This window comes from Streptomyces sp. UC4497, assembly GCF_054871485.1.
In genome coordinates, this window is record NZ_JBTYHB010000001.1 from 447196 (window position 1) to 471362 (window position 24167).

The 24167-nt window shown below is 71.6% G+C and carries 21 protein-coding genes; 10 read left to right on the forward strand and 11 right to left on the reverse strand.

Annotated features, from left to right (window positions below; translation table 11 throughout):
* The first annotated feature begins 145 nt into the window (after positions 1–145).
* Positions 146–547 (forward strand): thioredoxin, encoded by a 402-nt coding sequence (trxA, locus tag ACYSUO_RS02000; protein WP_399237942.1) that lies wholly within the window; start codon positions 146–148, stop codon positions 545–547.
* Positions 548–650: 103 nt separating this feature from the next.
* Here the strand turns inward: trxA and ACYSUO_RS02005 are convergent, their stop codons facing one another.
* Both ACYSUO_RS02005 and ACYSUO_RS02010 read right to left on the reverse strand, forming a co-directional pair.
* Positions 651–1691 carry a LacI family DNA-binding transcriptional regulator gene (locus ACYSUO_RS02005; RefSeq protein WP_461774218.1) on the reverse strand — a complete coding sequence of 347 codons (1041 nt, stop codon included), beginning with the start codon at positions 1689–1691 and terminating at the stop codon, positions 651–653.
* Between the two features lie 71 nt (positions 1692–1762).
* Entirely contained in the window at positions 1763–2836 is a 1074-nt protein-coding gene (locus ACYSUO_RS02010) for a glycosyl hydrolase family 18 protein (protein WP_461774219.1), read from the reverse strand.
* Positions 2837–2907: 71 nt separating this feature from the next.
* Between ACYSUO_RS02010 and ACYSUO_RS02015 the strand changes: the two genes are divergently transcribed.
* Positions 2908–3363, forward strand: coding sequence for a type II toxin-antitoxin system PemK/MazF family toxin (locus ACYSUO_RS02015; protein WP_266717416.1), 456 nt, complete (start codon positions 2908–2910; stop codon positions 3361–3363).
* Here the strand turns inward: ACYSUO_RS02015 and ACYSUO_RS02020 are convergent.
* Entirely contained in the window at positions 3348–4223 is an 876-nt protein-coding gene (locus tag ACYSUO_RS02020) for a TIGR02452 family protein (protein WP_461774220.1), read from the reverse strand. The genes ACYSUO_RS02015 and ACYSUO_RS02020 overlap by 16 nt on opposite strands.
* A gap of 274 nt (positions 4224–4497) precedes the next feature.
* On the opposite strand from ACYSUO_RS02020, the gene egtA reads away from it, so the two are divergent.
* From egtA to egtD, 4 genes are read left to right on the forward strand one after another with little or no spacing between them, the layout of a single operon-like run.
* Positions 4498–5796: an ergothioneine biosynthesis glutamate--cysteine ligase EgtA gene (egtA, locus tag ACYSUO_RS02025; RefSeq protein ID WP_461774221.1), complete on the forward strand. Its 1299-nt coding sequence runs from the start codon at positions 4498–4500 to the stop codon at positions 5794–5796.
* Positions 5793–7142, forward strand: coding sequence for an ergothioneine biosynthesis protein EgtB (egtB, locus tag ACYSUO_RS02030; RefSeq protein WP_461774222.1), 1350 nt, complete (start codon positions 5793–5795; stop codon positions 7140–7142). Before egtA ends, egtB begins: the two co-directional genes overlap by 4 nt.
* Positions 7142–7897, forward strand: coding sequence for an ergothioneine biosynthesis protein EgtC (egtC, locus tag ACYSUO_RS02035; protein WP_461774223.1), 756 nt, complete (start codon positions 7142–7144; stop codon positions 7895–7897). Before egtB ends, egtC begins: the two co-directional genes overlap by 1 nt.
* Positions 7894–8868 carry an L-histidine N(alpha)-methyltransferase gene (gene egtD, locus ACYSUO_RS02040; protein ID WP_461774224.1) on the forward strand — a complete coding sequence of 325 codons (975 nt, stop codon included), beginning with the start codon at positions 7894–7896 and terminating at the stop codon, positions 8866–8868. The genes egtC and egtD overlap by 4 nt, the downstream gene beginning before the upstream one ends.
* A gap of 37 nt (positions 8869–8905) precedes the next feature.
* Here the strand turns inward: egtD and ACYSUO_RS02045 are convergent, their stop codons facing one another.
* On the reverse strand, positions 8906–10186 hold the full coding sequence (locus ACYSUO_RS02045; RefSeq protein WP_461774225.1) for an extracellular solute-binding protein: 1281 nt from the start codon (positions 10184–10186) through the stop codon (positions 8906–8908).
* A gap of 161 nt (positions 10187–10347) precedes the next feature.
* On the opposite strand from ACYSUO_RS02045, the gene ACYSUO_RS02050 reads away from it, so the two are divergent.
* Complete coding sequence (locus tag ACYSUO_RS02050) at positions 10348–10566, forward strand: dodecin (protein WP_461774226.1); 219 nt, start codon at positions 10348–10350, stop codon at positions 10564–10566.
* Positions 10567–10578: 12 nt separating this feature from the next.
* Here the strand turns inward: ACYSUO_RS02050 and ACYSUO_RS02055 are convergent, their stop codons facing one another.
* Positions 10579–11067: a phosphatase domain-containing protein gene (locus ACYSUO_RS02055; protein WP_461774227.1), complete on the reverse strand. Its 489-nt coding sequence runs from the start codon at positions 11065–11067 to the stop codon at positions 10579–10581.
* Positions 11068–11145: 78 nt separating this feature from the next.
* Between ACYSUO_RS02055 and ACYSUO_RS02060 the strand changes: the two genes are divergently transcribed.
* Positions 11146–12153, forward strand: a complete 1008-nt coding sequence (locus tag ACYSUO_RS02060; RefSeq protein ID WP_461774228.1) for an MsnO8 family LLM class oxidoreductase — start codon at positions 11146–11148, stop codon at positions 12151–12153.
* Here the strand turns inward: ACYSUO_RS02060 and ACYSUO_RS02065 are convergent.
* Positions 12150–13163 (reverse strand): alpha/beta hydrolase, encoded by a 1014-nt coding sequence (locus ACYSUO_RS02065; protein WP_461774229.1) that lies wholly within the window; start codon positions 13161–13163, stop codon positions 12150–12152. The genes ACYSUO_RS02060 and ACYSUO_RS02065 overlap by 4 nt on opposite strands.
* Positions 13164–13204: 41 nt before the next feature.
* On the reverse strand, positions 13205–14833 hold the full coding sequence (locus ACYSUO_RS02070; RefSeq protein ID WP_461774230.1) for a phosphodiester glycosidase family protein: 1629 nt from the start codon (positions 14831–14833) through the stop codon (positions 13205–13207).
* 183 nt (positions 14834–15016) lie between these two features.
* Here ACYSUO_RS02070 and ACYSUO_RS02075 point away from each other — a divergent pair, with 183 nt between their 5' ends.
* On the forward strand, positions 15017–17425 hold the full coding sequence (locus tag ACYSUO_RS02075; protein ID WP_461774372.1) for an ATP-binding cassette domain-containing protein: 2409 nt from the start codon (positions 15017–15019) through the stop codon (positions 17423–17425).
* A gap of 76 nt (positions 17426–17501) precedes the next feature.
* Here ACYSUO_RS02075 and ACYSUO_RS02080 read toward each other — a convergent pair whose 3' ends face one another.
* Genes ACYSUO_RS02080 through ACYSUO_RS02090 form a run of 3 tightly spaced genes read right to left on the reverse strand, consistent with a single transcriptional unit; the run spans position 17502 to position 20871 of the window.
* Positions 17502–18248, reverse strand: a complete 747-nt coding sequence (locus ACYSUO_RS02080) for a succinate dehydrogenase/fumarate reductase iron-sulfur subunit (protein ID WP_426896803.1) — start codon at positions 18246–18248, stop codon at positions 17502–17504.
* Positions 18245–20194 carry a fumarate reductase/succinate dehydrogenase flavoprotein subunit gene (locus ACYSUO_RS02085; protein WP_461774231.1) on the reverse strand — a complete coding sequence of 650 codons (1950 nt, stop codon included), beginning with the start codon at positions 20192–20194 and terminating at the stop codon, positions 18245–18247. Before ACYSUO_RS02085 ends, ACYSUO_RS02080 begins: the two co-directional genes overlap by 4 nt.
* A gap of 5 nt (positions 20195–20199) precedes the next feature.
* Entirely contained in the window at positions 20200–20871 is a 672-nt protein-coding gene (locus ACYSUO_RS02090) for a succinate dehydrogenase (protein ID WP_461774232.1), read from the reverse strand.
* A gap of 133 nt (positions 20872–21004) precedes the next feature.
* On the opposite strand from ACYSUO_RS02090, the gene ACYSUO_RS02095 reads away from it, so the two are divergent.
* The gene (locus tag ACYSUO_RS02095) at positions 21005–21895 is read left to right on the forward strand and encodes a LysR family transcriptional regulator (protein ID WP_266717382.1); all 891 of its coding nucleotides are present in this window, start codon (positions 21005–21007) and stop codon (positions 21893–21895) included.
* A 131-nt stretch (positions 21896–22026) separates the two neighbouring features.
* Here the strand turns inward: ACYSUO_RS02095 and ACYSUO_RS02100 are convergent, their stop codons facing one another.
* Entirely contained in the window at positions 22027–24126 is a 2100-nt protein-coding gene (locus ACYSUO_RS02100; protein WP_461774373.1) for a putative bifunctional diguanylate cyclase/phosphodiesterase, read from the reverse strand.
* Positions 24127–24167 lie beyond the last annotated feature (41 nt).

Genomic DNA, 24167 nt, shown 5'->3' on the forward strand with positions numbered 1-24167 from the left:
CAGTGTCTCAGTGTGGTCGGATGTGTGCGTGCCGACCACATGGGTACGAGCGCGGAATACGTCCGACATCCGGACGGTTGTGCACAGCGGCTTTGCCCCCGACGGCTTCGCCCCGAACCCCGGAAGCAGGAAGAGGGAAAACACCATGAGCAGCACCACGACGGAGCTGACCAAGGAGAACTTCGATCAGACAGTTACGGAGAACGAGTTCGTACTGATCGACTTCTGGGCTGACTGGTGCGGGCCTTGCAAGCAGTTCGCCCCGGTCTACGAGGAGGCCGCGGAGGCCAATCCGGACCTGGTGTTCGGCAAGGTCGACACCGAGGCGCAGCCGGAGCTTGCCGCCGCTTTCGGGATCCAGTCGATCCCGACGCTGATGATCGTGCGTGACCAGGTTGCCGTGTTCGCGCAGCCGGGGGCGCTGCCGAAGGAGGCCCTCGAGGACGTCATCGGCCAGGCCCGCAAGCTGGACATGGACGAGGTCCGCGCGTCGGTCGCCGAGCAGCAGGCGAAGGCCGAGCAGGAGGGTCAGGGCCAGGAGGGCTGAGACTCCTCCTCCCCCACCTCTGTCACTCGACTGAACCCGAGGCGGTCGCCTTTTTGGCGGCCGCCTCGTGGCGTGTCCGCCCCCGTATGTAACGGCGCGCGCGTCAGGCCGACTCGCGTGCCACCAGCGTCACCGCAAGCGCCTCGCGCGGTTCCGGCTCCGTGTCCTCCTCCGGGGCCCTGACCAGGCGGTCCACCAGTTCGGCGAGCTCCCGGCCCGACGGCAGGTCGAGGCGCACCGTGCTCAGGCGGGGGCGCAGCAGCCGGCCCAGCATCAGGTCGTCGGCGCCCATCACGGCGACGTCGCCGGGGATGTCGACGCCCGCGTCCTGCAGCGCGCGCATCAGGAGCATGGCGTACTCGTCGTTGTAGGCGAAGACCGCCCCGAGGCTCAACTCCCTTACCTGCGCAGCTACTTGGGCCGCGTCCTGCTCGTCGTACGCGAGGGGCAGCGGCACCGTCTCCGCGCCCGCCTCGCGCACGCCCTCCAGGCGCGGCACCGCGAACGTGTCGAGGCCCGTCTCCTTCGGCATGACGACGCCGATACGCCGGCGGCCACCGTTCAGGAGGTGTGCGGCGGCGACGCGGCCGACCTCCCGGTGGTCCGTGAGCAGGGCGTGCGCGCCCTCGACCGGCTCCGGGCCGAGCGTGATGACGGCGCGGGCCCCGGAGCGGCGGAGCACGGCGATGCCGTCGGGGCCCATGCCGACCGGGCCCAGCACGGCGACGGGGCGCAGCTCGGCCCAGGCCCGCGCGGCGTCGTCGCCGCTGAGGCCCACGCTGCCGTACTGCACGACGGTGTAGTCGAGGCGGCTCAGCGCCCACTGGAGTTCGTTCAGGAAGGCGCTGTACAGAGGCCCGATCGGGACGTCGGGGGTCGGAACGAGGACGATCCGGGTGTGTCCCGCGCGCAGACTACGGGCGGCGGCGTGCGGGACGTAGCCGAGTTCCTTGGCTGCCGCGTGGACGCGCCGCCGGGTCGGCTCGCTGATGCGGACCGCGCTCGCGTTGTTGAGGACGTAGCTGACGGTGGCGCGCGAGACCCCGGCGAGGCGTGCGACATCGGCGCTCGTGGGCAGCGCGCCGGGCGCCGCCTTGTGGGGCACGGACGGCTGGGCGGACTGCTGCTTCGGTATCTGCACCATGACGTACGGCATCCTTGCAGACGCCGCCCAGCGGCTGCGGCTACCCCCTGCCCCTGGCCCCTACCCCCGGCTCAGCCCCGCGCCAGCGTCTTCCACAGCTTCGGGTCCTCGAAGTTCAGCGCCCACAGGACCGTGTTCCGTACGCCGTACTTCCGCAGGACCGGCAGGTGTGCGGCGGTGCCGGCGGCGTCCTGGTACCAGACGGTGCGGTGGATCGCCTTCTTGCCCTTGCCCTCCTTGTACGTGAAGTGGGGGGTGCGGGACTCCGGGTCGAGGGCGTAGCGCGCGCCGACCTTGCGGCGCAGCACCTCGGCGGACTTCGACGTGACGTGCCGGGCGCGGTCCTTGCCGCCGCCGTGGGGGCCGCCCACCTTCCAGTTCCAGCCGTACGCGGGCAGACCCATCTCCAGTTTGGCGCGCGGGACTTGGGCGGTGGCGCGGGACAGGATCTCCTCGTACCACTGGGGCGAGGCCAGCGGTCCCGGCTTGCCCTCCGCGGAGTGCAGGTTGTACGCCATGATCCGCACGCGGTCGGCGGCCGCGCCCAGCTTCTCGTAGTCCCAAATACGGCCCGTGGCACGGGTCTTGGGCATCACGGTCAGGAAGCACTTCTTGCCCGAGGCGTGCAGGCGCGCGCAGAGTTGGGTGGCGAAGGCGGTGTAACCGGCGCGCACCGCGCGGTACTTGTCGTCGGGTGCGGTGGCGATCGTCTCGTAGTCGATGTCGAGCCCGTCGTAGGCGCGGCTGTGGACGACGTCGAGCAGCGCGTCGATGTGGCGGGTGCGGGACTTCTCGTCGTTCAGGACCTTGGCCAGGGCGCCCGCTTTCATCGTTTCCATGACCGTGGGGACGACCTGGATGCCGCGGGCATGCAGTCCGTTGATGATGCGGCGCTCGCCCGCGCCGGTGTGGCCGGCCACGCGGTCCGCGGATTTCGTCTCGTACCAGAAGGGGCTGATGGTGCGGATCTGCGCTGCGTGGTCGAGGGCGTTCTGGTAGGCGGCCTCCTGGTCCCAGTACGGGAGCCAGGCGGAGACGGTGCGCGGAGGCGCGGCTTCGGAGGCGGCAGGCCCCGCGGGCGCCGCGGCGGTGAGGGCGAGGGTCCCGGCGAGGACGCCGAGGACGGTGGTGCGACGTCGTTTCATGGGGCGAGCCTGCGGCCCATCCGGCGTACCCGCCGCAGGGATTGGGCCGGTCGGCGTCTAACGTGACCCGCGTGACTGCCTATACGGATGACCATGCATACGAACACCCCGGCCGCGGCGGCGCGACGGCCACGGTGGAGGCCGAGCCGACACGGGTCGGCGCGGTGCGCACCGAGTACGCGCCCGCGCACGACGGCGACCCGGATCCCGGCGAGATCGTGTGGACCTGGGTTCCGTACGAGGAGAACGACGGGCGCGGCAAGGACCGGCCGGTGCTCGTGGTCGCCCGGGAGGCGGCGGGCACCCTGCTGGCGGTTCAGCTGTCCAGCAAGCGGCACGACGGCGACCGCGAGTGGGTGGCGCTGGGCTCGGGCCCCTGGGACAGGGACGGCCGGGACTCGTGGGTGGACCTGGACCGCGTGCTGCGCGTGCACGAGAAGGGGATGCGCCGCGAGGCCTGCGCCCTGGACCGCGGCCGGTTCAACACGGTGGTGCTGCGGCTGCGGGAGCGCTACGGCTGGCGCTGATCCGTGGGGCCATGGGGGACCTTGCCGGGGCCGACCGGGCTGAAGGCGTGCTCGAACGCGGAGCGGGTCGCCGCGCCCTTCGTCCGGTCGAGGACGGCGAACACGACCTGCTCGAAGCGGCCCGCGAAACGTCCTTCGAGCAGGGCGCGGAAGGCCTCGGCCACCTGCCCCGGATCGTTGCGGAACACCCCGCAGCCCCAGGCCCCGAGGACGAGCCGCCGGTACCCCTCGGCCGCGGCGACCTCCAGCACGCGCTCGGCGCGCGCGGCCAGGGCCGCGGGTATCTCGTGCACCCGCTCCGGGGTGCGCTGCGCGATCACTCCCGCGTTCGGCGCGGGTGACGTCAGGAAGCCGGCCTCGAACGGGACGTCGAGCAGCCGGCCCTGGTCGGCACGGAACACCGGGACGGCCGGCGCGTGAATGACCCGGTCGCTGTAGAAGGCGTCGCGGTACTCGCGGTGGTGGGCATAGAACTCGGGCACCTCGATGAGACACGTGTACAGCGCGGAGCAGCGGCAGAGCGCCTCTTCCTGGGCCTGCGCCCCGTTGAGGTAGCCGCCTCCGGGGTTGCGCGCCGAGGCGAAGTTCAGGACGGCCACGGGCTGCGGCCGCTCCCCCACCATGCGGCGCGCCGCCTCCAGGCTGCTCTCACCCGTGACCTCGACGCGCGTGCGGCCAACGGGTGGCTCCGGCGATATCGGCGGCACGGGCACCGGGTCGGGCCCGTACATCCTGGTGCCCGCCCGCGCCCGCGCCACCGCGGCGCCGATCGTCACCACGCGGCCCCCGCCGTCCGCGTACTCCCCCGAGTCGACGATCTTCTCCGTGCTCCGCGCGAGCTCGCGCAGTCGTGCGCTCACGCCGCGTCCCCCGTCGTCTCCCCCGCCGTGTTCATGAATCCATCGTGTACGCACAGTGACTGCTCGGGCAACAGGTTTTCGCCGTGCGCGGAGAAGCCCCGGAGAAGTCACCGAGAAGTCCCAGGGAGGTCCAGAGGCACTCTTGTGCGAGCCGCCCGAACCGTCTTGGGTGGAGGGTCTGCGTCGCCCGGAAAGGGCCCGGACCACGGGCCGAATCGACGGCATGGCCCCCACCAGGGACCATGGAGAACGTGCGAACCAGGAGGAATCCCCCATGAGCGAGGGAGACTGTACGGCGTTCGGTGAGTTGATCACCGAAGCCGAGGCGGAGGCCCTGGTACGGGGCATCTGCTTCAAAACCGGACCACCGCGCAAGGTCGGGGTCGAACTTGAATGGATCGTGCACGAGCCGCGCCCACTGCTGAAGCCGTGGCTCCCCTTGGCACCCGAACGACTAGATGCGGCGTACGTCGCACTGCGCGCCCTGCCTCTGAGCTCGGCGCTCACCGTGGAACCCGGCGGGCAGCTGGAACTCAGTTCGCTCCCCGCCGACTCCCTCACCGAATGCGTCTCGGCCATGCGGGCCGACCTGACCGCCGTCCGCGCCGTGCTCCGCGGCCACGGACTCACCCTGTCGGGACACGGCACCGACCCGTGGCTCCCACCGCGGCGCGTTCTCCATCAACCCCGCTACGACGCCCTGGAGGCGTCACTCGACCGTGCCGGGCCCGCCGGGCGCTCCATGATGTGCTCGTCCGCGTCCGTGCAGGTGTGTCTGGACGCGGGGCACGAGGAGCCGGGCCCGCAGGGGCTCGGCAGGCGCTGGCGGCTCGCGCATCTGCTGGGCGCGGTCCTGGTGGCCGCGTTCGCCAACTCGCCGATGTTGTCCGGCCGCGCGACCGGCTGGCGCTCCACGCGGCAGCTGCTGTGGGAACGGATCGACGTGGGCCGTTCCGGCGGCGTACCCCTCGACTTCGATCCGCGCGAGGCGTGGGCACGGCATGTGCTCGACGCGCCCGTGATGTGCGTGCGCGCCGAGGACGGGCCGTGGCAGGTGCCGGACGGGCTGACCTTCCGCGAGTGGGCGCGCACGGGTGAGCCGCGGCCGCCGGCCCACTCGGATCTCGACTACCACCTGACCACCCTCTTCCCGCCCGTGCGCCCGCGCGGGCACCTCGAGCTGCGCATGATCGACGCGCAGTCGGGAGACGAAGGGTGGCTGGTGCCGCTCGCCGTCACCACCGCCCTGTTCGACGACCCGCAGGCCGCCGAGACCGCGTACCGCGCGGTCAAGCCGCTCGCGGAACGGGCGGGTCCGCAGCCCGCTCCGCACAATCCGCTGTGGCGCGACGCGGCGCGGCTCGGCCTCACCGATCCCGAGCTGCGCGAGGCCGCCACGGCCTGCTTCACGACGGCGCTGGAGGCACTGCCGAGGATCGGCGCGGGCCCGGACGTGCGGCAGGCGGTCGCGGACTTCACGCGCCGCTATGTCGTCCGCGGCCGCTGCCCCGCCGACGACGTGCTCGACCAGCTCACGCGACAACCCGCTCAGGGGAGGACCGTCCGATCATGACCGCTGAGGAGAATGTCACCACGGACCCGGAGGCGCTCCGTGGCCGCGCCGCGGACGCCCTCGAGGCGGCCCGGCGCCGCACGACACTGCTGACGAGCTGTGTCGACGAAGGTGAACTCACCGCCCAGCACTCGCCGTTGATGTCACCGCTCGTCTGGGATCTCGCGCACATCGGGAACCAGGAGGAGCAGTGGCTGCTGCGCGCGGTCGCGGGCCAGGAGGCGATCCGCCCCGAGATCGACCCGCTGTACGACGCCTTCGAGCACCCTCGTTCGGAGCGCCCGAGCCTGCCGCTGCTCGCGCCGCACGAGGCGCGCGGCTATGCGGCGGACGTCCGCGGGCGGGCCTTCGACGTACTGGAGAAGGCCTCGTTCGAGCCGGAGGGGACGCGGAGTCTCACGCGCTCGGGCTTCGCCTTCGGGATGATCGCCCAGCACGAGCAGCAGCACGACGAGACGATGCTGATCACGCATCAGCTGAGGAAGGGCGGCGCGGCGCTCACCGCGCCCGACCCGGAGCCCCGGGCGCGTCCGTACGACGGTCCCGCCGAAGTCCTCGTCCCCGGCGGCCCGTTCACGATGGGCACGACGGCCGAGCCGTGGGCCCTGGACAACGAGCGTCCCGCGCACACCCGCCTGGTGCCGCCGTTCCACATCGACACGACGCCGGTGACGAACGCCGCGTACATGGAGTTCGTCGAGGCGGGCGGCTACCGGGAGGAGCGCTGGTGGGCGCCCGCCGGCTGGGCGATGGTGCGCGAGCACGACTTCGAGGCGCCGCTGTTCTGGCGCCGCGAGGGCGGGCAGTGGCTGCGCAGGCGGTTCGGGGTGACCGAGCCCGTGCCGCCGGACGAGCCGGTGCTGCACGTGAGCTGGTACGAGGCCGACGCCTACGCGCGGTGGGCGGGGCGCCGCCTGCCGAGCGAGGAGGAGTGGGAGAAGGCGGCCCGTCACGATCCGGCCTCGGGCCGTTCGATGCGCTACCCGTGGGGTGACACGGACCCGACGCCGGACCGTGCGAACCTGGGCCAGCGCCACCTGCGGCCCGCCCCGGCCGGCAGCTATGAACTCGGCGAATCCCCGCTCGGCGTACGGCAGTTGATGGGCGACGTGTGGGAGTGGACGTCGAGCGACTTCCTGCCCTACCCGGGTTTCGTGGCGTATCCGTACCGCGAGTATTCGGAGGTGTTCTTCGGGGGCGACTACAAGGTGCTGCGCGGCGGTTCGTTCGCCGTGGACGCGGTGGCGTGCCGGGGCACGTTCCGCAACTGGGACCATCCGATCCGGCGGCAGATCTTCTCCGGCTTCCGCACCGCGCGTGACGCCGAGCCGCGGGAGGGTGCCTGATGTGCCGTCACTTGGCCTATCTGGGGCCGCCAGTACCGCTCGGCGAGGTCGTCGACCGGCCTCGGCACAGCCTGTTCAAGCAGTCGTGGGCGCCGCGCAGGCAGCGTCACGGCACGGTCAACGCCGATGGTTTCGGGGTGGGTTGGTACGCGGACGGCGACCCGGTGCCCGCCCGGTACCGCCGCGCGGGGCCCATCTGGGGCGACGCGACCTACCAGGACCTGGCCCGCGTGGTCCGCTCCGGGGCGCTGCTCGCGGCGGTCCGTGACGCGACGCTCGCTGGGGCGGACGCGGAGGCGGCAGCGGCCCCGTACGCGACCGGGCCCTGGCTGTTCAGCCACAACGGGGCGGTGCCCGGCTGGCCGCAGTCCCTGACCTCCCTGGCGCCCACCCTGCCGCCGACGGACCTGCTCTCCATGGAGGCCCGCTGCGACGCGGCGTTCCTGTGGGCGCTCGTCCTGCACCGGCTGCGGGCGGGCGACGAGGAGGCGCAGGCGCTCGCCGACACCACCCTGGAGATCGCCGAGGCGGCGCCCACCGCCCGCCTCAACTTCCTGCTCACCAACGGCGAGACGATCACCGCCACGGCCTGGGGCGACACCCTGTGGTACCGCACCGAGCCGGGCCGCTCCGTCGTCGTCGCCTCCGAGCCCTACGACGACGATCCGCACTGGATCGAGGTCCCCGACCACACGCTGCTCGCGGCGAGCCGCACCGACGTCCTGTTGACCCCGCTCAAGGAGCCCTCCGCGTGAGCCCGTTCCGCATGACCCGCACCCTGCCCGAGGACGCGACCGACGCAGCCCTTCGGGCCGACGTCCAGCACGGCCTGACCAGCTCCCCGAAGACACTGCCGCCCAAGTGGTTCTACGACGCACGCGGCAGCGAACTCTTCGACGAGATCACGCAGTTGCCCGAGTACTACCCGACCCGTGCCGAGCGCGAGATCCTGATCGCGCGCGCCCACGAGATCGCCGCGGCGACCGGTGCGCGCACGCTCGTCGAGCTGGGCTCCGGCTCGTCCGACAAGACACGTCACCTTCTCGACGCGCTCACCGACCTCACGACGTACGTGCCCGTGGACGTGAGCGAGAGCGCGCTGCGCGGCGCGGCGGACACACTCCTCGCCGAGCGGCCCGCGCTCGACATCCACGCCATGGTCACCGACTTCACGACCGCGTTCGAGCTGCCGCAGACACCCGGTCCGCGCCTGGTCGCCTTCCTCGGCGGCACGATCGGCAATCTGCTGCCGGACGAGCGGTCGGCGTTCCTGACGGCGGTGCGCGGCCTGCTCTCCCCCGGCGACTTCTTCCTCCTCGGCACGGACCTGGTGAAGGACGAGGCGACGCTGGTGGCGGCGTACGACGACGCGGCGGGCGTCACGGCCGCGTTCAACAAGAACGTGCTGTCCGTGATGGACCGCGAGCTCGACGCCGACTTCCGTCCCGACGCGTTCGAGCACGTCGCCCTGTGGAACGCCGAGTGCGAGTGGATCGAGATGCGGCTGCGCTCCACCACGGCGCAGACCGTGAAGATCCCGGCCCTCGACCTCGAGGTCGACTTCGCAGCGGGCGAGGAGGTGCGCACGGAGGTCTCGGCGAAGTTCCGCCAGGAGGGCGTGAAGGCGGAACTGCACGACGTGGGCCTCGAGTTGGGCCACTGGTGGACGGACAAGGAGGGAAGGTTCGCGCTGTCCTTGAGCAGGGCGTCCGCGGACCGGCCCTAGCAGCCGGCGACCCTGGGGCCGCCCGCCGAGAGAGGGCCTAGTTCGACTCGTCGAGTCGGTCGGTGATCTCGCGGGAGGCCCGTTCCGCCTCCGTCGACGGGTCGCCGCCGGTGAGGACCTTGGACATGTACTGCTTGATGGGGTTGTCGCCGGCCTCCACGTTCGGCCACAGGGGCGAGCGGGGCGTCGCCCTGCCGTGGGCGGCGCCGACGGCCATCGCGGCCACGCCCGGCTCGCCCGCGACCGCGCCGGCGAGGGTGGTCTTGTTCGGTACGTAGTTCATGGTGCGGGCCAGGTCGGTGTTCCACTTTTCGCCGGCCAGCGCCTTCACGACCTCGACGGCGCCGTTCCTGTCGTCGGTGTTCGCCGGCACGATCAGGTCGGAGCCGCCGGTGAACACCGTGCCCGGCCTGCTCGGCGTCTTGCCGGGGATCGGGAAGTAGCCCAGCTTGCCCTTCAGTTCCGGGTTCTTCTGGAGGATGCGCTGGGTGGCGCCCGGAACGGAGATGATCTGCGCGATGTCGCCGCGGGCGAACTGCTCGGCCTGCGGCGGGTGCTCCTCGTCGGCGCCCTTGGGGCCGCCGCCGAGCGCCTGGAGTTGCCGGTAGAAGGCCATGCCGCGCAGCGCGGCGGGGGTGGCCAGGGTGCCGGACCAGACGCCCGAGGACTCCTTGGCGAGGTGGCCGCCCTCGTCCCAGATGAACCCGGAGAGCGTGTACCAGTCCTGCCCCGCGAGGTAGATGCCCTGGGTGCCGCCGGAGTTCAACTCCCGCGTCATGTCCAGCCATTGGGCGCGCGTGGTGGGTGGCTTGTCGATGCCGGCCTGCCGGAAGAGGTCCTTGTTGTAGATGACGACGCGGTTGGCCGCGTACCAGGGGATGCCGTACTGCCGGGAGGTGTCGACGCCGGGTTCGGCGAGGCCGGGCAGCCAGTCGTGCATGCCGAGGTCGCGCGCGGACTCCAGGGAGAGGTCGAGCAGGCCGTCCCCCTCGACGTACTGCGGGACCTGGGTGTTGCCGACCTCGATGACATCGGGTGCGCCGGACTCCTGGCCGCGCCCCTCGTCGAGCGCCTTGGTGACCTTCGCGCCGATCCCGGTCCATTCCTGGATGCGGATGTCGAGGGTGATGCCGTCGTGCCGGGACTCGAAGTCTTCAGTGAAGCGTTTGACGAAGTCCTCCGACGCGCTGCCCCGCATCAGCCACACGGTGACCGTCTTGTCCCCCTCCCCCGTGCCCGGCAGGGCTCCGCATCCGGTGAGCAGCGCGGCGGTGGCGAGGAGGGAGGTGAAAGTCAGGGCGGGGCGGCGGGAGTTCACGTCGGTCACTTTCTGCCTGCGGACAGGGAAGGTCGGCCCGACGTGGGGGATGAGCGCACGGCTCGTACGGGCGTTCAGGGAGTTTGGTATAGACCAACGGAGGGGTCAAGAGGTGTGGCATACGGATGGCGGGTCACGCCCCGCTGGGGCACGGTGGAACCATGTCGAACCACACGTATCGCGTCACCGAGATCGTCGGCACCTCTCACGAAGGCGTGGACGAGGCGGTCCGCAATGGGATCGCGCGCGCCTCACAGACCGTGCGCAACCTCGACTGGTTCGAGGTCACGCAGGTCAGGGGGCAGATCGTCGACGGCCAGGTCGAGCACTGGCAGGTCGGTCTGAAGGTCGGCTTCCGCCTGGAGGACGATGACGCCTGAGCCCTCTTCGACTCAGGTCCGCCCCTCGCGCTCCTGGGCGTCCTTCAGCGCCGCCGACGTGCTCGCCCAGCGGGCCCGTACGACGGTGAACCCGGCGCGCTCCGCCTCGTCGCAGACCAGCTCGTCGTCGTCCACGAGCGCCCGGACCTCGCGGCCGCGCGCTATGCGGCGCAGGACGTCCAGCTTGGTGCGCCGGGCCGGCCTGCGGTCGTCATTGCGCCGCATGTGGACCGGCCCCTCCGGCAGCCCCTGCGCCACGAGCCAGGCCGCCGTGTCGGCCCGGCACCGCTCCGGGCGCCCGGTCAGATAGACGACGTCGCAGTCCTTCGCGGACGAGAGGACGAGCGCGATCCCCTCGGCGAGCGGCGGATCGTGCGGCGCGGCGGCGAAGAACGCGTCCCAGTCCCGCGGCCTGCGCTCCAGGTACCGCTGGCGGTGCGCGGTGTCCGCGAGGGTGCCGTCGAGGTCGAACACGGCGAGAGGGCGTCTGTCACTGGGCATGTCCCTCAGCTTAAGCGGAAGGCCCAGTGAGGCCCCGGTCCCGGGAATCCCTGGGGCGCCACGGCGTTGAACCAAGGTGTGAGCACCGTGATCGAATCGACCCGCTTCTCCGTCCTGGACCGCTCCCGCACCCGCGAGGGCCACTCCGACCAGGACGCGCTGCGCGACACCGTCACCCTGGCCCAGGACCTGGAACGCCTCGGCTACAGCCGCCTGTGGGTCTCGGAGCACCACGGTGTGCCGGGCGTCGCCGGTTCCGCGCCGACCGTGCTCGCGGCGGCCGTCGCGGCGGCGACGCGCACCATCCGCGTCGGGACCGGCGGCGTCATGCTGCCCAACCACCAGCCCCTGGTCGTGGCCGAGCAGTTCGGGGTCCTGGAGTCGCTGTTCCCCGGCCGGATCGACATGGGGCTCGGCCGCTCGGTCGGATTCACGGGCGGGGTCCGCAAGGCGCTCGGCCGGGACAAGGACGACGCCGACGACTTCGCGGCGCAGCTCGACGAACTCCTGGCGTTCTTCACCGGCACATCAACCACACGCGTGCACGCCCGTCCCAGCGAGGGCCTGGCCGTCCCGCCGTTCGTGCTCGCGATGGGTGAGGGCGCCTCGATCGCCGCCCACGCCGGTCTGCCGATGGTGATCGGCGACCTCCGCTCCCGCGAGAAGATGCTGCGCGGCATCGACCGCTACCGCGCCGAGTTCCGCCCCTCTCCCTGGGCCGCGGAGCCGTACGTCGTGATCTCGGGGACGGTCGCCGTGGCGGGCAGCGAGCCGGAGGCGCGCCGGATCCTCGCCCCCGAGGCCTGGTCGATGGCGCACTCGCGCACGCACGGCACGTTCCCGCCGCTGCCGCCCGTCGAGCGCATCGCGGGCTTCGACATGACCGAGAAGGAGCGGGAGCTGTACGAGTCCGGGCTGCGCGGCCACATCGTGGGCACGGAGCAGCAGGTCACCGACGAGCTGGAAACGGTGATCAAGGAGAGCGGGGCGCAGGAGGTGCTGGTGACGACCAGTACGTACGACCGTGAGGCCCTGCTGGAGTCGTTCCGCCGCCTGGCCAGGATCGCGCGTCTGACGCCCCGCTAGGCGGGCGGTTCCTGGACCCCCTGCTGCACGCCCAGGCCGTGCAGCAGCATCGGCAGCGACGCGTGCAGTTCGCGTTGCCAGTACGGCCAGGTGTGGGTGCCGGGGCCGTAGAAGTTGGTGGTGAGGTGCTTGGCGCCCGCCTTCCTCAACTGGGCGGCCAGGGCGTGGTTCTGGCGGTTGAAGTCGGCCTCCAGGGCGTTCGTCGCGCCGGGCGGGTCCAGCGGGCCCGCGGTGCCGTCGCCGCAGGAGAGGTACACGGGGAGCGACTTGAGGCGCTTGGCCAGGTGGTACGGGTCGTGGGCGGCCCAGATGTCGCGCTGCGCGACGGGGTCGCCCCAGACGCGCAGGGGGTCGTTGCCCTGGCCGGCGAAGAAGCCCATGATCCGGTTCGTCGACTCGTCGTTCAGGAGCGGGTGCGCAGAGCCGGAGTAGGCCGCGGCCGCCTTGAACATTCCCGGGTGCCGGGCCGCGTACAGGAGCGCGCCCTGGCCGCCCATCGAGAGGCCCGCGACGACGCGGCGGGAGCCCGCGCCCCAGTCGCTCTCCAGGAGGCGGCGCAGGTCGCGGGTGTGGAAGGTGTCCCAGGCCGGGTCGCCGCCCTGGCCGTGGTTCCACCAGTCGCTGTACCAGCCGTTCCAGCCGGCCTCGGGCATCACGACGAGGACGTCGCGCAGGCTCTCGACGGAGGCGACGTCCGTCATGTTCGTCCAGGACGTGTAGTCGCCGCAGCAGCCGTGCAGCAGCCACAGTGTGGGCCAGTGCTTGGTGCGGTCGCCCGGGTCCCAGCCGTCGGGGGTGAGGAGGCGGACCTTGACCGTGCGCCCGCCCAGGGCCGACGCGCGTACGGAAAGGTCCACCTGGCGGTCGGCGACCTGGGTGGCGTCGACGACCTCGGCGGCGGGCCGCGGCTTCGTGGCGGCGAGGGCCGGCGGGGCCGAGCCAAGCGTGAGCAGCAGGGCGGCCAGGACGAGCAGCAGGCGTCTGGTGCGGCGGGCCAGGGCGGCGGTCATGGCGGCTCCCTCGATTCGTCCGGCGCGTGCGTCGACTTGTCTCAGTGGGTGCCGGGGAGCACCAACAGGGCGTCCCCGACCGGGCGTTCACCGGTCGCGTCGGACGGGTCGTTGATCACCTGGTCGTCGACGACCATCGTGGTCGAGCCGCCGCCGTCGAGGTTGATGGCGTCGCGCAGGCCGAGGGACTTGGCGACATCGGCGCTCTCGTTGATGCTCAGTCCGAGGGATCCGGTGCTGCGGCCGTCGGCGGTGACGAGCACGGTGCGTCCTGCGGCGTCCGTACCGGCGAGGGTGCGCGGGTTCCGCTTGTGCACCCAGCCGTAGTAGAAGCTCGGGTTGTCGGGCTGCACCATGCCGTCGGTGGCCGGGGTGACATGGAGGCGGCCGTCGCGGACGAGTTCGGGGCCGCCGTTGAGGATGCCGGTCGAGCGGGAGGCGGTGACGGCGCGCCCCTTGGCGTCCTTCAACCCGCTCTGGATACGGAGGGGTTGACCGGTCTTCGCGAGGGCGGTCAGCTGCGCCGCGTACGCGCCCGTGGCCTGGACGCTGCGACCTCCGGCGGGCAGGGCACCGCCGCGCGTCGAGCGCACCTCGACGACGCGGCCGGCCCGGTCGAGGACGGCCTCGGCGCCGTCGCCCTTCGGGGTCTGCTTGCCGAACTCCGGGGTGAACGCGACGAGTTCGTCGGGGTCGGTGCAGGTGGTGTCGTGCAGCGGCCGGGCGGTCGGGGTGTCGTCGGCGGTGCCGCCGCAGTTGCGGATCAGGCCCGGGACGCGGTCGATGCCGTCGAGCGGCAGTGTCGCCCCGCCGGCGCGGATGCTCCCCCGCCAGGTGAACCGCTCCACCTCGGTGCCGCGCGCGGAGTCGTGGACGACGAGGCCGGGCCGGCCATTGACCGCCTCGCTCAGCAGCCGGCCGTCGTAGACGCCGACGCCCGCCGGGTCGCCGGGGGCGCCCGCCTTGGGGTCGAGGACGAAGAAGCCCGCGTTGACGCCGGCCGTCGCGCCCTCGGCGGCGGCGAGCGCGCTGGTGGTCTCGCGGTTCTCCAGGTCGGGGCCGTACGAGGCCTTGAGGCTGCCGCGGAACTTCTTCGGGTCGATGGTGAGCACGTCGACGCGCCAGGACCCTCGGTCGCCGGCGTTACCGTCCCAGCCGGTGTACCAGGCGGATCCGGTGTATCCGGCGGCGCGCAGCCGGGTGCGTTCGGCGGTGGCGGCGGACTCGGTCGGGAAGGTGCCGACGCGGACCCGCCAGCCGAGCGTGCCGCCCGCGTAGTCGGCGGTCGCCGCGGTGGTGACCTTCTCCGAGCGGGCGTCGAAGCCGTCCGCTCGCAGGTCTGAGGCGAGTTCGGCGGCGCTGACCGCGTCCTTCAGGGCGGTCGGCGGCGCGTCCGGGTCGGGCGATCCCGCGCCGCCCGGGATGGAGACCTCCACGGTCCACGCCATGGCCGGGGCATCGGCGCCGCGCACGATCCGGGTGAGCGTCACCCCCGGCTGCAGCGCCCGCGTCGTCCGTGTCTCGGACAGGTCGGCGGCGCCGAGCGGCAGGCCGCCGTGGCGAGGCCCGGACGCGGTGGAGGCCGGTGACGACGTGGCCGGTGCGGTGGCCGCACCCACGAGGGCCAGAGCACACAACGCCGCGCCCACGCCGAACAGTCTGCCGCTCACAAGCCCCCCACTCACCGCCCGAATGACGACCTCCGTAACGGTGCGTGAGCCCATGACCACCAGTCAAGGCGTGTGCACATCATTCATCGGGCGTTCTCCGTGCCGCCGCTGCCGCGACGTGGGTGGATCATGGAGTACGACACCGTGACCGCACAGCCGTCCGTACGACCGGGAGCCCGCCCCATGCACCACCCCACCTCGCCCGACCCCCGCCACGACGGTCTCGTGCGGGTGCGCGGCGCCCGCGAGCACAACCTCAAGGGCGTCGACGTGGACATCCCGCGGGACGTCCTCGCGGTCTTCACGGGGGTGTCGGGCTCGGGCAAGTCGTCGCTCGCCTTCGGCACGATCTACGCGGAGGCGCAGCGCCGCTACTTCGAGTCGGTCGCCCCCTACGCGCGCCGGCTCATCCATCAGGTCGGCGCGCCGAAGGTCGGCGAGATCAGTGGGCTGCCGCCCGCGGTGTCGCTGCAGCAGAGCCGTTCGGCGCCGACGTCCCGCTCCTCGGTCGGCACGGTCACGACGCTGTCGAACTCGCTGCGGATGCTGTTCTCGCGGGCCGGTACATATCCGGAGGGCGCGGAGCGCCTTGATTCGGACGCGTTCTCCTCGAACACGGCGGCCGGGGCGTGTCCTTCGTGCCACGGGCTCGGCCAGGTGCACCGCACGACCGAGGAACTGCTGGTGCCCGACCCTTCGCTGTCGATCCGCGAGGGAGCCATCGCGGCGTGGCCGGGGGCCTGGCAGGGCAAGAACCTGCGCGACGTCCTCGACGCGCTGGGTTACGACGTCGACCGTCCGTGGCGGGAGCTGGCGCAGGCGGACCGGGACTGGATCCTGTTCACGGACGAGCAGCCGGTGGTGACCGTGCACCCGGTGCGGGACGCGGGCCGCATCCACCGCCCGTACCAGGGCACGTACATGAGCGCGAACCGGTACGTGCTCAAGACCTTCTCGGACTCCAAGAGCCAGTCGCTGCGCGCGAAGGCGGAGCGGTTCCTGGAGAGCACTCCGTGTCCGGCCTGCGGCGGCGCCCGGCTGCGCGCGGAGTCGCTGGCCGTCACCTTCGCGGGCCGTACGATCGCCGATCTCGCCGGTGTCCCGCTGGCGGACCTCGCCGACCTCCTTGCCACCGAGGGCGACACGTCCGAGACGGCGCGCGTGCTCACCGAGGATCTGCGGGCCCGCATCGCCACGGTCACGGAGCTCGGCCTCGGCTATCTCAGCCTCGACCGGCCGACACCCACCCTGTCGGCGGGCGAGCTCCAACGGCTGCGCCTGGCCACCCAGTTGAGGTCCGGACTCTTCGGTGTCGTATACGTCCTCGACGAGCCGTCCGCCGGACTCCACCCCGCCGACACCGAGTCGCTCCTCACCGTCCTGGACCGGTTGAAGGCGTCCGGCAACTCCGTCTTCGTGGTCGAGCACCACCTGGACGTCATGCGGCACGCGGACTGGCTGGTCGACGTGGGGCCGCGGGCCGGGGAGCACGGCGGGCTCGTGCTGCACAGTGGCCCGGTGGACGGACTGCGCGAGGTCGCGGAGTCGGCGACGGCCCGCTACCTCTTCGCCGAGGAACCGGCGACCGACCGCCAAGTCCGCTCCCCCAAGGGCTGGTTGAAGGTCGGCCCGGTGACCCGGCACAACCTGGTGGACGCCACCGCCGAGTTCCCGCTGGGCGCCTTCACCGCCGTCACGGGCGTCTCCGGTTCCGGGAAGTCGACGCTGATCGGCGAGATCACCGAGGAGCTGGAGGGCGTCGGCCGGCTCGTCGTCGTGGACCAGAAGCCGATCGGGCGCACACCGCGCTCCAACCTGGCCACGTACACGGGCCTGTTCGACGTCGTCCGTAAACTCTTCGCGGGAACCGAAGAGGCGAAGGCGCGCGGCTACGGCGTCGGCCGCTTCTCATTCAACGTCAGCGGCGGGCGCTGCGAGACCTGCCAGGGCGAGGGCTTCGTCAGCGTGGAGCTGCTGTTCCTGCCGAGCACGTACGCGCCGTGCCCGGACTGCGCGGGCGCCCGCTACAACCCCGAGACCCTCCAAGTCGCCTACCGGGGACGGAACATCGCCGAGGTCCTCGACCTGACGGTGGAGTCCGCGGCGGAGTTCTTCGAAGCGGCGGACGACGACGCGGCCCGCCCCGTGCTGCGCAGCCTGCGCACGCTCCTCGACGTCGGCCTCGGCTATCTCCGGCTCGGGCAACCGGCCACCGAGCTGTCGGGCGGCGAGGCCCAACGCATCAAGCTGGCCAGCGAGTTGCAGCGGGTGCGCCGCGGCCACACCCTGTACCTCCTCGACGAGCCGACGACCGGCCTGCACCCGGCCGATGTCGAGGTGCTGATGCGGCAGCTGAACGGCCTCGTCGACGCCGGCCACTCCGTGGTCGTGGTCGAGCACGACATGGCAGTGGTGGCCGGGGCGGACTGGGTCGTCGACATGGGGCCCGGCGGCGGGGCCGAGGGCGGGCGCGTCGTGGTCGCGGGGACGCCTGCGGGCGTGGCCGCCGATCCGGTGAGCCGGACCGCTCCGTACCTGAAGATGAGCCGGACCGCTCCGTACCTGAAGAGGAGTGTGCCGGGAACGCGATGACGGGACCGGAGGTTGAGCACCACGCCGGTCCCGCCCACCCCGCGCTCTTCGCGGGACGCCTATCGCGCCTGCTCGATCAGCGGCTGACCTTGCGGTTCGCGCGCAGCCACTCCTTGTTCATGCTGGTGATGGAGAACAGCGGGATGCCCTTCGGGCAGGCCGTCGCGCACTCGCCGGTGAGCGTGCAGCCGCCAAAGCCCTCCTCGTCCATCTGACCCACCATGTCGAGGACGCGGGTCTCGCGCTCGGGCGCGCCCTGCGGCAGGACGTTGAGGTGGTTGATCTTCGCCGAGGTGAACAGCATCGCCGCGCCGTTGGGGCAGGCCGCGACGCAGGCGCCGCAGCCGATGCACTCGGCGTGCTCGAAGGAGAAGTCCGCATCGGGCTTGGGGACCGGGGTGCTGTGCGCCTCGGGGGCCGCGCCCGTGGGGGCCGTGATGTAGCCGCCGGCCTGGATGATGCGGTCGAACGCCGAGCGGTCCACGACCAGGTCCTTCACGACCGGGAAGGCGGAGGCTCGCCACGGCTCGATGTCGATCGTGTCGCCGTCCTTGAAGGACCGCATGTGCAGCTGACAGGTGGTGGTGCGCTCCGGGCCGTGCGCGTCGCCGTTGATGACGAGCGAGCAGGCGCCGCAGATGCCCTCGCGGCAGTCGTGGTCGAAGGCGACCGGGTCCTCGCCCTTGAGGATGAGCTCCTCGTTGAGGGTGTCGAGCATCTCCAGGAACGACATGTCCTGCGAGATTCCGTCCACGTCGTACGTGGACATGTGGCCTTCGGCGTCGGCGTTCTTCTGGCGCCATACGCGCAGGGTGAGCTTCATGCGTAGCTCCGCTGAGTGGGGTGGACGTACTCGAAGACCAGGTCTTCCTTGTGCAGGGTGGGGGCGGCGCCGGTGCCGGTGAACTCCCAGGCGGCCGCGTAGGAGAACTCCTCGTCCCTGCGCTCGGCCTCGCCCTCGGGGGTCTGCGACTCCTCGCGGAAGTGGCCGCCGCAGGACTCGGCGCGGTGCAGCGCGTCGAGGCACATCAGCTCGGCGAGCTCGATGTAGTCGATGATGCGGTTGGCCTTCTCCAGGGACTGGTTGAACTCCTCGCCGGTGCCGGGCACCTTGATGCGGCGCCAGAACTCCTCGCGGATCTGCGGGATCCGGTCGAGCGCCTTGCGCAGCCCCGCGTCGGTGCGGGCCATGCCGCAGTACTCCCACATGAGCTCGCCAAGTTCGCGGTGGAAGGAGTCCGGGGTGCGGTCACCGTCGACCGCGAGCAGCTTCGCGAGCCGCTCCTCGGTCTCGCGCACGACCGCGACGGTGGCCGGGTGTTCGGCGTTCACCTCGTCCTTGTGCGGGTGCTTGGCGAGGTAGTCGTTGATGGTGGCCGGGAGGACGAAGTAGCCGTCTGCGAGGCCCTGCATCAGCGCGGAGGCGCCGAGCCGGTTGGCGCCGTGGTCGGAGAAGTTGGCCTCGCCGACGGCGAAGAGGCCGGGGATGGTGGTCTGCAGGTCGTAGTCGACCCAGAGTCCGCCCATCGTGTAGTGCACGGCGGGGTAGATCCGCATCGGCGTCTTGTACGGGTCCTCGTCGGTGATCCGCGCGTACATGTCGAAGAGGTTGCCGTACTTGGCCTCGACGGCCTTCTTGCCCATCCGCTTGATGGCATCGGCGAAGTCGAGGTACACACCCTGCCCGCCGGGGCCCACTCCCCTGCCCTCGTCGCATACGTTCTTCGCGGCGCGGGAGGCGATGTCGCGGGGCACGAGGTTGCCGAACGCCGGGTAGATGCGCTCCAGGTAGTAGTCGCGCTCGTCCTCGGGGATCTTGTTCGCCGGGCGGTCGTCGCCCTTCGCCTTCGGCACCCAGATGCGCCCGTCGTTGCGCAGCGACTCCGACATCAGGGTCAGCTTCGACTGGTGGTCGCCGGTGCGCGGGATGCACGTCGGGTGGATCTGCGTGAAGCACGGGTTGGCGAAGTAGGCGCCGCGGCGGTGGGCGCGCCAGATGGCCGTGGCGTTGGAGTTCATGGCGTTCGTCGACAGGTAGAAGACGTTGCCGTAGCCGCCGGAGGCCAGGACCACCGCGTCGGCGAAGTACGTCTCGATCTTGCCGGTGATGAGGTCGCGGGCGACGATGCCGCGGGCCTTGCCGTCGACGATGACGAGGTCGAGCATCTCGGTGCGCGGGTGCAACTCGATGTTCCCGGCGGCGACTTGGCGGCTGAGCGCCTGGTAGGCACCGAGCAGCAGCTGCTGTCCCGTCTGGCCGCGGGCATAGAACGTACGGGACACCTGGACGCCGCCGAAGGAGCGGGTGTCGAGGAGGCCGCCGTACTCGCGGGCGAAGGGCACACCCTGCGCGACACACTGGTCGATGATCTCGACGGAGATCTGCGCGAGGCGGTGCACGTTCGACTCGCGGGCGCGGAAGTCGCCGCCCTTGACGGTGTCGTAGAAGAGGCGGTGCACCGAGTCGCCGTCGTTGCGGTAGTTCTTCGCGGCGTTGATGCCGCCCTGCGCGGCGATCGAGTGGGCGCGGCGCGGCGAGTCCTGGTAGCAGAACTGGACGACGTGGTAGCCCTGTTCGGCGAGGGTGGCGCCCGCCGAGCCGCCGGCCAGGCCCGTGCCGACGACGATGACCGTGTGCTTGCGGCGGTTGGCCGGGTTGACCAGCTTGGCCTCGAAGCGGCGGGTGTCCCAGCGCTCGTTGACGGGGCCCTGCGGGGCCTTGGTGTCGACGACCGGTTCGCCGGTGGTGTATTCAGCGTACGTAGTCATGTCTCTCAGCTCACCAATCCGGTCATGACGCCCACGGGCACGGCGATGAAGCCGAGCGTGAGCACCACGGCGAGTACGTTGCCGACGGTCTTCAGAACGCGGTCGCGGGTGCGGCTGCCGACGCCGAGGGTCTGCGCGGCGCTCCAGAACCCGTGCTGGATGTGGAAGCCGAGGGCGAGCATCGCGACGATGTAGATGACGTTGCTGTACCAGGTCGAGAACGTGTCGATGATGTTCTGGTACGGGCGCAGGTGCTCGTAGCCGCCGGGGTGCACCGTGCCGGTCGTCAGGTCGAGGATGTGCCAGACGATGAACAGGCCGAGGATGATGCCGCCCCAACGCATGGTGCGCGTGGCGTAGTCCGAACGCGGCTTCTTGTGCACGTACTTGCTGGGGCGCGCCTTGATGCCGCGCCGGCTCAGCTGGTACGCGGACGTGGCGTGCGCGACGACGGCGACGACCAGCACGACTCGGACGATCCACAGGCCCCACTCGTAGTGGAGGACCGGCTCGCCCATGGTCCGCAGCCAGTGGGCGTAGTGGTTGATCTCCGGAGGACCGAAGAAGATCTTGAGGTTCCCGATCATGTGGGCGACCAGGTAGAGCAGCATGACGAGGCCGCTCACCGCCATCACGGTCTTCTTCCCGACGGAGCTGTCCCAGACAGTGCGTGCCATGGACGGCCGTCGGTCCGTCCTCGTTGCCAGAGCCATGGGTCAAGACGCTAGAGCCCAAAGGCCCGATCGGTCCAAGACATGGTCCGCCTCATTTCGATAGGCATTCGCTATCGAGGGAACTATGCTGGCCGGTATGCAGTTCCAGCAGCTCCAGTACTTCGTCGCGGTCGCGGAGACCCGGCACTTCACGCGCGCCGCCGAGCTGGTGCACGTCGCCCAGCCGTCGCTGTCCCAGCAGATCCGGGCGCTCGAGCGGGAGCTGGGGGTCGACCTCTTCCTGCGGGCCCGCGGCAACATCTCGCTGACCGACGCCGGGGAGGCGCTCCTGCCGCTCGCCCGCAGGATCCTCGCCGACGCGGACACGGCGCGGCACGAGGTGCAGGAGCTGGCGCAGCTCAAGCGGGGCCGGGTGCGGCTCGGCGCGACGCCTTCGCTCTGCACGGGCCTGCTGCCGGACGTGCTCCGGTCCTTCCACGACCGGTATCCGGGGATTCAGCTGCTGATCGAGGAGGGCGGCTCCCACGACCTCGTACGAGAACTCGCGCGCGGCGCCCTGGACCTCGCGCTCGTCGTGCTCCCGCTGCCGGCGCCCGCGCCCGCCCTGACGACGGTGGAGCTGCTGCGCGAGGAGCTGGTGGTGGTGTCGTCCCAGGACGCGCCCGCGCCCGGGCGGGGCCGGAAGTCCGTACGGATCTCCGACCTGGAGGGCGAGCGGCTCGTCATGTTCCGGCACGGGTACGACCTGCGGGAGCTCACCGTCGCCGCGTGCCGGGGCGAGGGGTTCGAGCCGGACTTCGCGGTGGAGGGCGGCGAGATGGACGCGGTCCTCGGGTTCGTACGGGCCGGGCTCGGGGTGGCGGTGGTGCCGTGGATGGTGGCGCACCGGGCCGGGGCGGACCTACGGGTGACGCCGCTGGCCAAGCCGGGGCTGAGCCGCACGATTGCGCTCGCGCACCGGTCGGACGTGGCGCCACCACGTGCCGCGCGTGAGCTTCAGCGGATGCTCTTCGAAGGGCGGGAGTGACGGGTTGCGGTTGCACGGCGTTGCGGTCGCGGGGCTCTGCCCCGGACCCCGCGCCTCAAACGCCGGCGGGGCTGGAATTGGTCAACCGTCGCCGGGGCTGGATTTCCTCAATCGCAGGAGGGCTAAAAACATCAACCCGTCGCGTCCGCCAAGGCCAGTTCGTGGAGGCGGTCCGGAGGACCCGGGCGGGCGTAGTACCAGCCCTGTGCGGTGTCGCAGTTGAGGTGCCTGAGCTGTTCGGCCTGCGCCCCGGTCTCCACGCCCTCGACGGTGACCGAGAGGTCGAGGCTGTGGGCGAGCGAGACGATGCCCTCGACGATCTTGAGGTCGACGGGGTCCGCCGGGAACTGCTGCATGCCCTGGGTGAAGGAGCGGTCCAGCTTGAGGACGTTCACGGGCAGGCGGCGCAGGTTGGCCAGGTTCGAGTAGCCGGTGCCGAAGTCGTCGAGGGCGATGTCGACGCCCATTTCGGAGAGCCGTCGCAGGGGCTTCAGGAGGTCGTCGTCCGCGCCGATCAGCGCCGACTCCGTGACCTCGAGGCACAGTGCGTCCGGTTCGAGGCCGAAGCGCTCCAGGATGTCGACGGTGTCCGTCACCAGGCCGGGGTGGGTCAGCTGCATCGGGGACAGGTTGACGTTGATGCGGAACGGGCCCGCCTCCTCGTACCGGTCCTGCCACACGCGCGCCTGCCGGACCGATTCCTCCAGGACCCAGCGGCCGAGCGGCACGATCAGTCCCGTGTGCTCGGCGAGCGGGATGAAGCGGTCGGGGCCGAGCACGCCGTGCTGCGGGTGCAGCCAGCGGACCAGGGCCTCGGCACCGCGCACGCTGCCGTCGCCGAGGTGCACCAGGGGCTGGTACTCGATGAAGAACTCACCGCGGTCCAGGGCGGCGGGCAGCGCCGTCGTCAGGCCGTGCCGCGTGATCGCCCGGGCGTCGGCCTCGGGGTCGGCCAGCTCGTAACGGTTGCCGCCCGCGGACTTGGCCCGGTACATCGTGATGTCGGCGCTGCGCAGCACCTCGGCGGGGCTGCGCTCGGCGGCCGGGCCCTCGACGATGCCCACCGAGCCGCGCACGGTCAGCTCGCGGCCGTCGATGCGGATGGGCGTGGCCAGGGCGTGCATGATGCGTCCGGCCAGCTCGTCGACCTCGGACTGGGTGTCCTTGCCGGTGGTCAGCGCCACGAACTCGTCGCCGCCGAGCCGCGCGACCATCTCGCCGGGCGCGGTGGCGCAGGCCTGGAGGCGGTCCGCGACCTCGACGAGGAGCCGGTCGCCCGCCGCGTGGCCGAGGCTGTCGTTGATGGTCTTGAAGCCGTCGAGGTCGAGATAGCAGAGGCCGAAGCGCATGCCGCCGCCCGCGCTGAGCACCTTCTCCAGGCGCTCGAAGAACAGGGTGCGGTTGGGGAGCCCGGTGAGCGCGTCATGGGTGGCTTCGTAGCGCAGCCGCAGGTTCAGCAGCCGGCGCTCGGTCACGTCCTCCATGAGCGCCAGCTGGTACTGGGGGGCGCCGTCCGCATCGCGCAGCAGCGAGACCGTCAGGTTCGTCCACAGGGCCGTGCCGTCCGGGCGCGAGTAGGCCTTCTCCACCCGGTAGTGCTCGCGGTCCCCCTGCACCAGCTCGTGGTACATGCGCCAGATGTGCGGGGCGTCCTCGGGGTGGGTCAGCTCGTGGGCCTTGCGCTTGAGCAGCTGCTGCCTGCTGCCGCCGAACATCCGCACCATCGTCTCGTTGACCTCGAGGATGGTGCCGTCGAGGTCGGCGATACCGATGCCGATCGCGGCGCCGTGGAACACCGCGCGGAACTTGGCCTCGCTCGCGTGCAGGGCCTCGGCGACGGCGCTGCGGGCGTCGAGCGCGGCGCGCGATATGGCCTCCTGCTCGCTGCGGGTGCGCTCCCGCAGCGCGGCCGCGAACCCGGCGGCCATCGCGTGCTGGATGCGCGCGCAGCGGTGGCGCAGTTCCTCCGCGCGCTCCGCGGAGGGCGCCTGTTCGCCACAGTGCCGGACGAGATGTGTCTCCACCACGTCGAGGGTCTGGGTGAGCACCTCGGGGTCGGTGCAGTGGGCGTCGACCAGGGCCGCGCCGACGGCCTGCGCCTCCGCGCCGTCCAGGGCCCGCGCGGCGAGCGTGGTGCGCAGCCGGCGCACGAGTGGCACGAGTTCCGCCTCGAACTCGTGCCGGGTCAGCGAGGTCGCCGTGACCGGGAAGATCGCCCGGCTCCAGATCATGGCGAACTCGCGGGCTCTGTCTTCGGGACCGCCCGACGCAT

Excerpts from the sequence above, each read along its gene's own strand:
- trxA (WP_399237942.1), top strand. The coding sequence starts at position 146 with ATGAGCAGCACCACGACGGAGCTGACCAAGGAGAACTTCGATCAGACA.
- ACYSUO_RS02005 (WP_461774218.1), bottom strand. The coding sequence starts at position 1,691 with ATGGTGCAGATACCGAAGCAGCAGTCCGCCCAGCCGTCCGTGCCCCAC.
- ACYSUO_RS02010 (WP_461774219.1), bottom strand. The coding sequence starts at position 2,836 with ATGAAACGACGTCGCACCACCGTCCTCGGCGTCCTCGCCGGGACCCTC.
- egtA (WP_461774221.1), top strand. The coding sequence starts at position 4,498 with ATGAGCGAGGGAGACTGTACGGCGTTCGGTGAGTTGATCACCGAAGCC.
- egtB (WP_461774222.1), top strand. The coding sequence starts at position 5,793 with ATGACCGCTGAGGAGAATGTCACCACGGACCCGGAGGCGCTCCGTGGC.
- egtC (WP_461774223.1), top strand. The coding sequence starts at position 7,142 with ATGTGCCGTCACTTGGCCTATCTGGGGCCGCCAGTACCGCTCGGCGAG.
- ACYSUO_RS02050 (WP_461774226.1), top strand. The coding sequence starts at position 10,348 with ATGTCGAACCACACGTATCGCGTCACCGAGATCGTCGGCACCTCTCAC.
- ACYSUO_RS02055 (WP_461774227.1), bottom strand. The coding sequence starts at position 11,067 with ATGCCCAGTGACAGACGCCCTCTCGCCGTGTTCGACCTCGACGGCACC.
- ACYSUO_RS02065 (WP_461774229.1), bottom strand. The coding sequence starts at position 13,163 with ATGACCGCCGCCCTGGCCCGCCGCACCAGACGCCTGCTGCTCGTCCTG.
- ACYSUO_RS02075 (WP_461774372.1), top strand. The coding sequence starts at position 15,017 with ATGCACCACCCCACCTCGCCCGACCCCCGCCACGACGGTCTCGTGCGG.
- ACYSUO_RS02080 (WP_426896803.1), bottom strand. The coding sequence starts at position 18,248 with ATGAAGCTCACCCTGCGCGTATGGCGCCAGAAGAACGCCGACGCCGAA.
- ACYSUO_RS02085 (WP_461774231.1), bottom strand. The coding sequence starts at position 20,194 with ATGACTACGTACGCTGAATACACCACCGGCGAACCGGTCGTCGACACC.
- ACYSUO_RS02090 (WP_461774232.1), bottom strand. The coding sequence starts at position 20,871 with ATGGCACGCACTGTCTGGGACAGCTCCGTCGGGAAGAAGACCGTGATG.
- ACYSUO_RS02095 (WP_266717382.1), top strand. The coding sequence starts at position 21,005 with ATGCAGTTCCAGCAGCTCCAGTACTTCGTCGCGGTCGCGGAGACCCGG.
- ACYSUO_RS02100 (WP_461774373.1), bottom strand. The coding sequence starts at position 24,126 with ATGATCTGGAGCCGGGCGATCTTCCCGGTCACGGCGACCTCGCTGACC.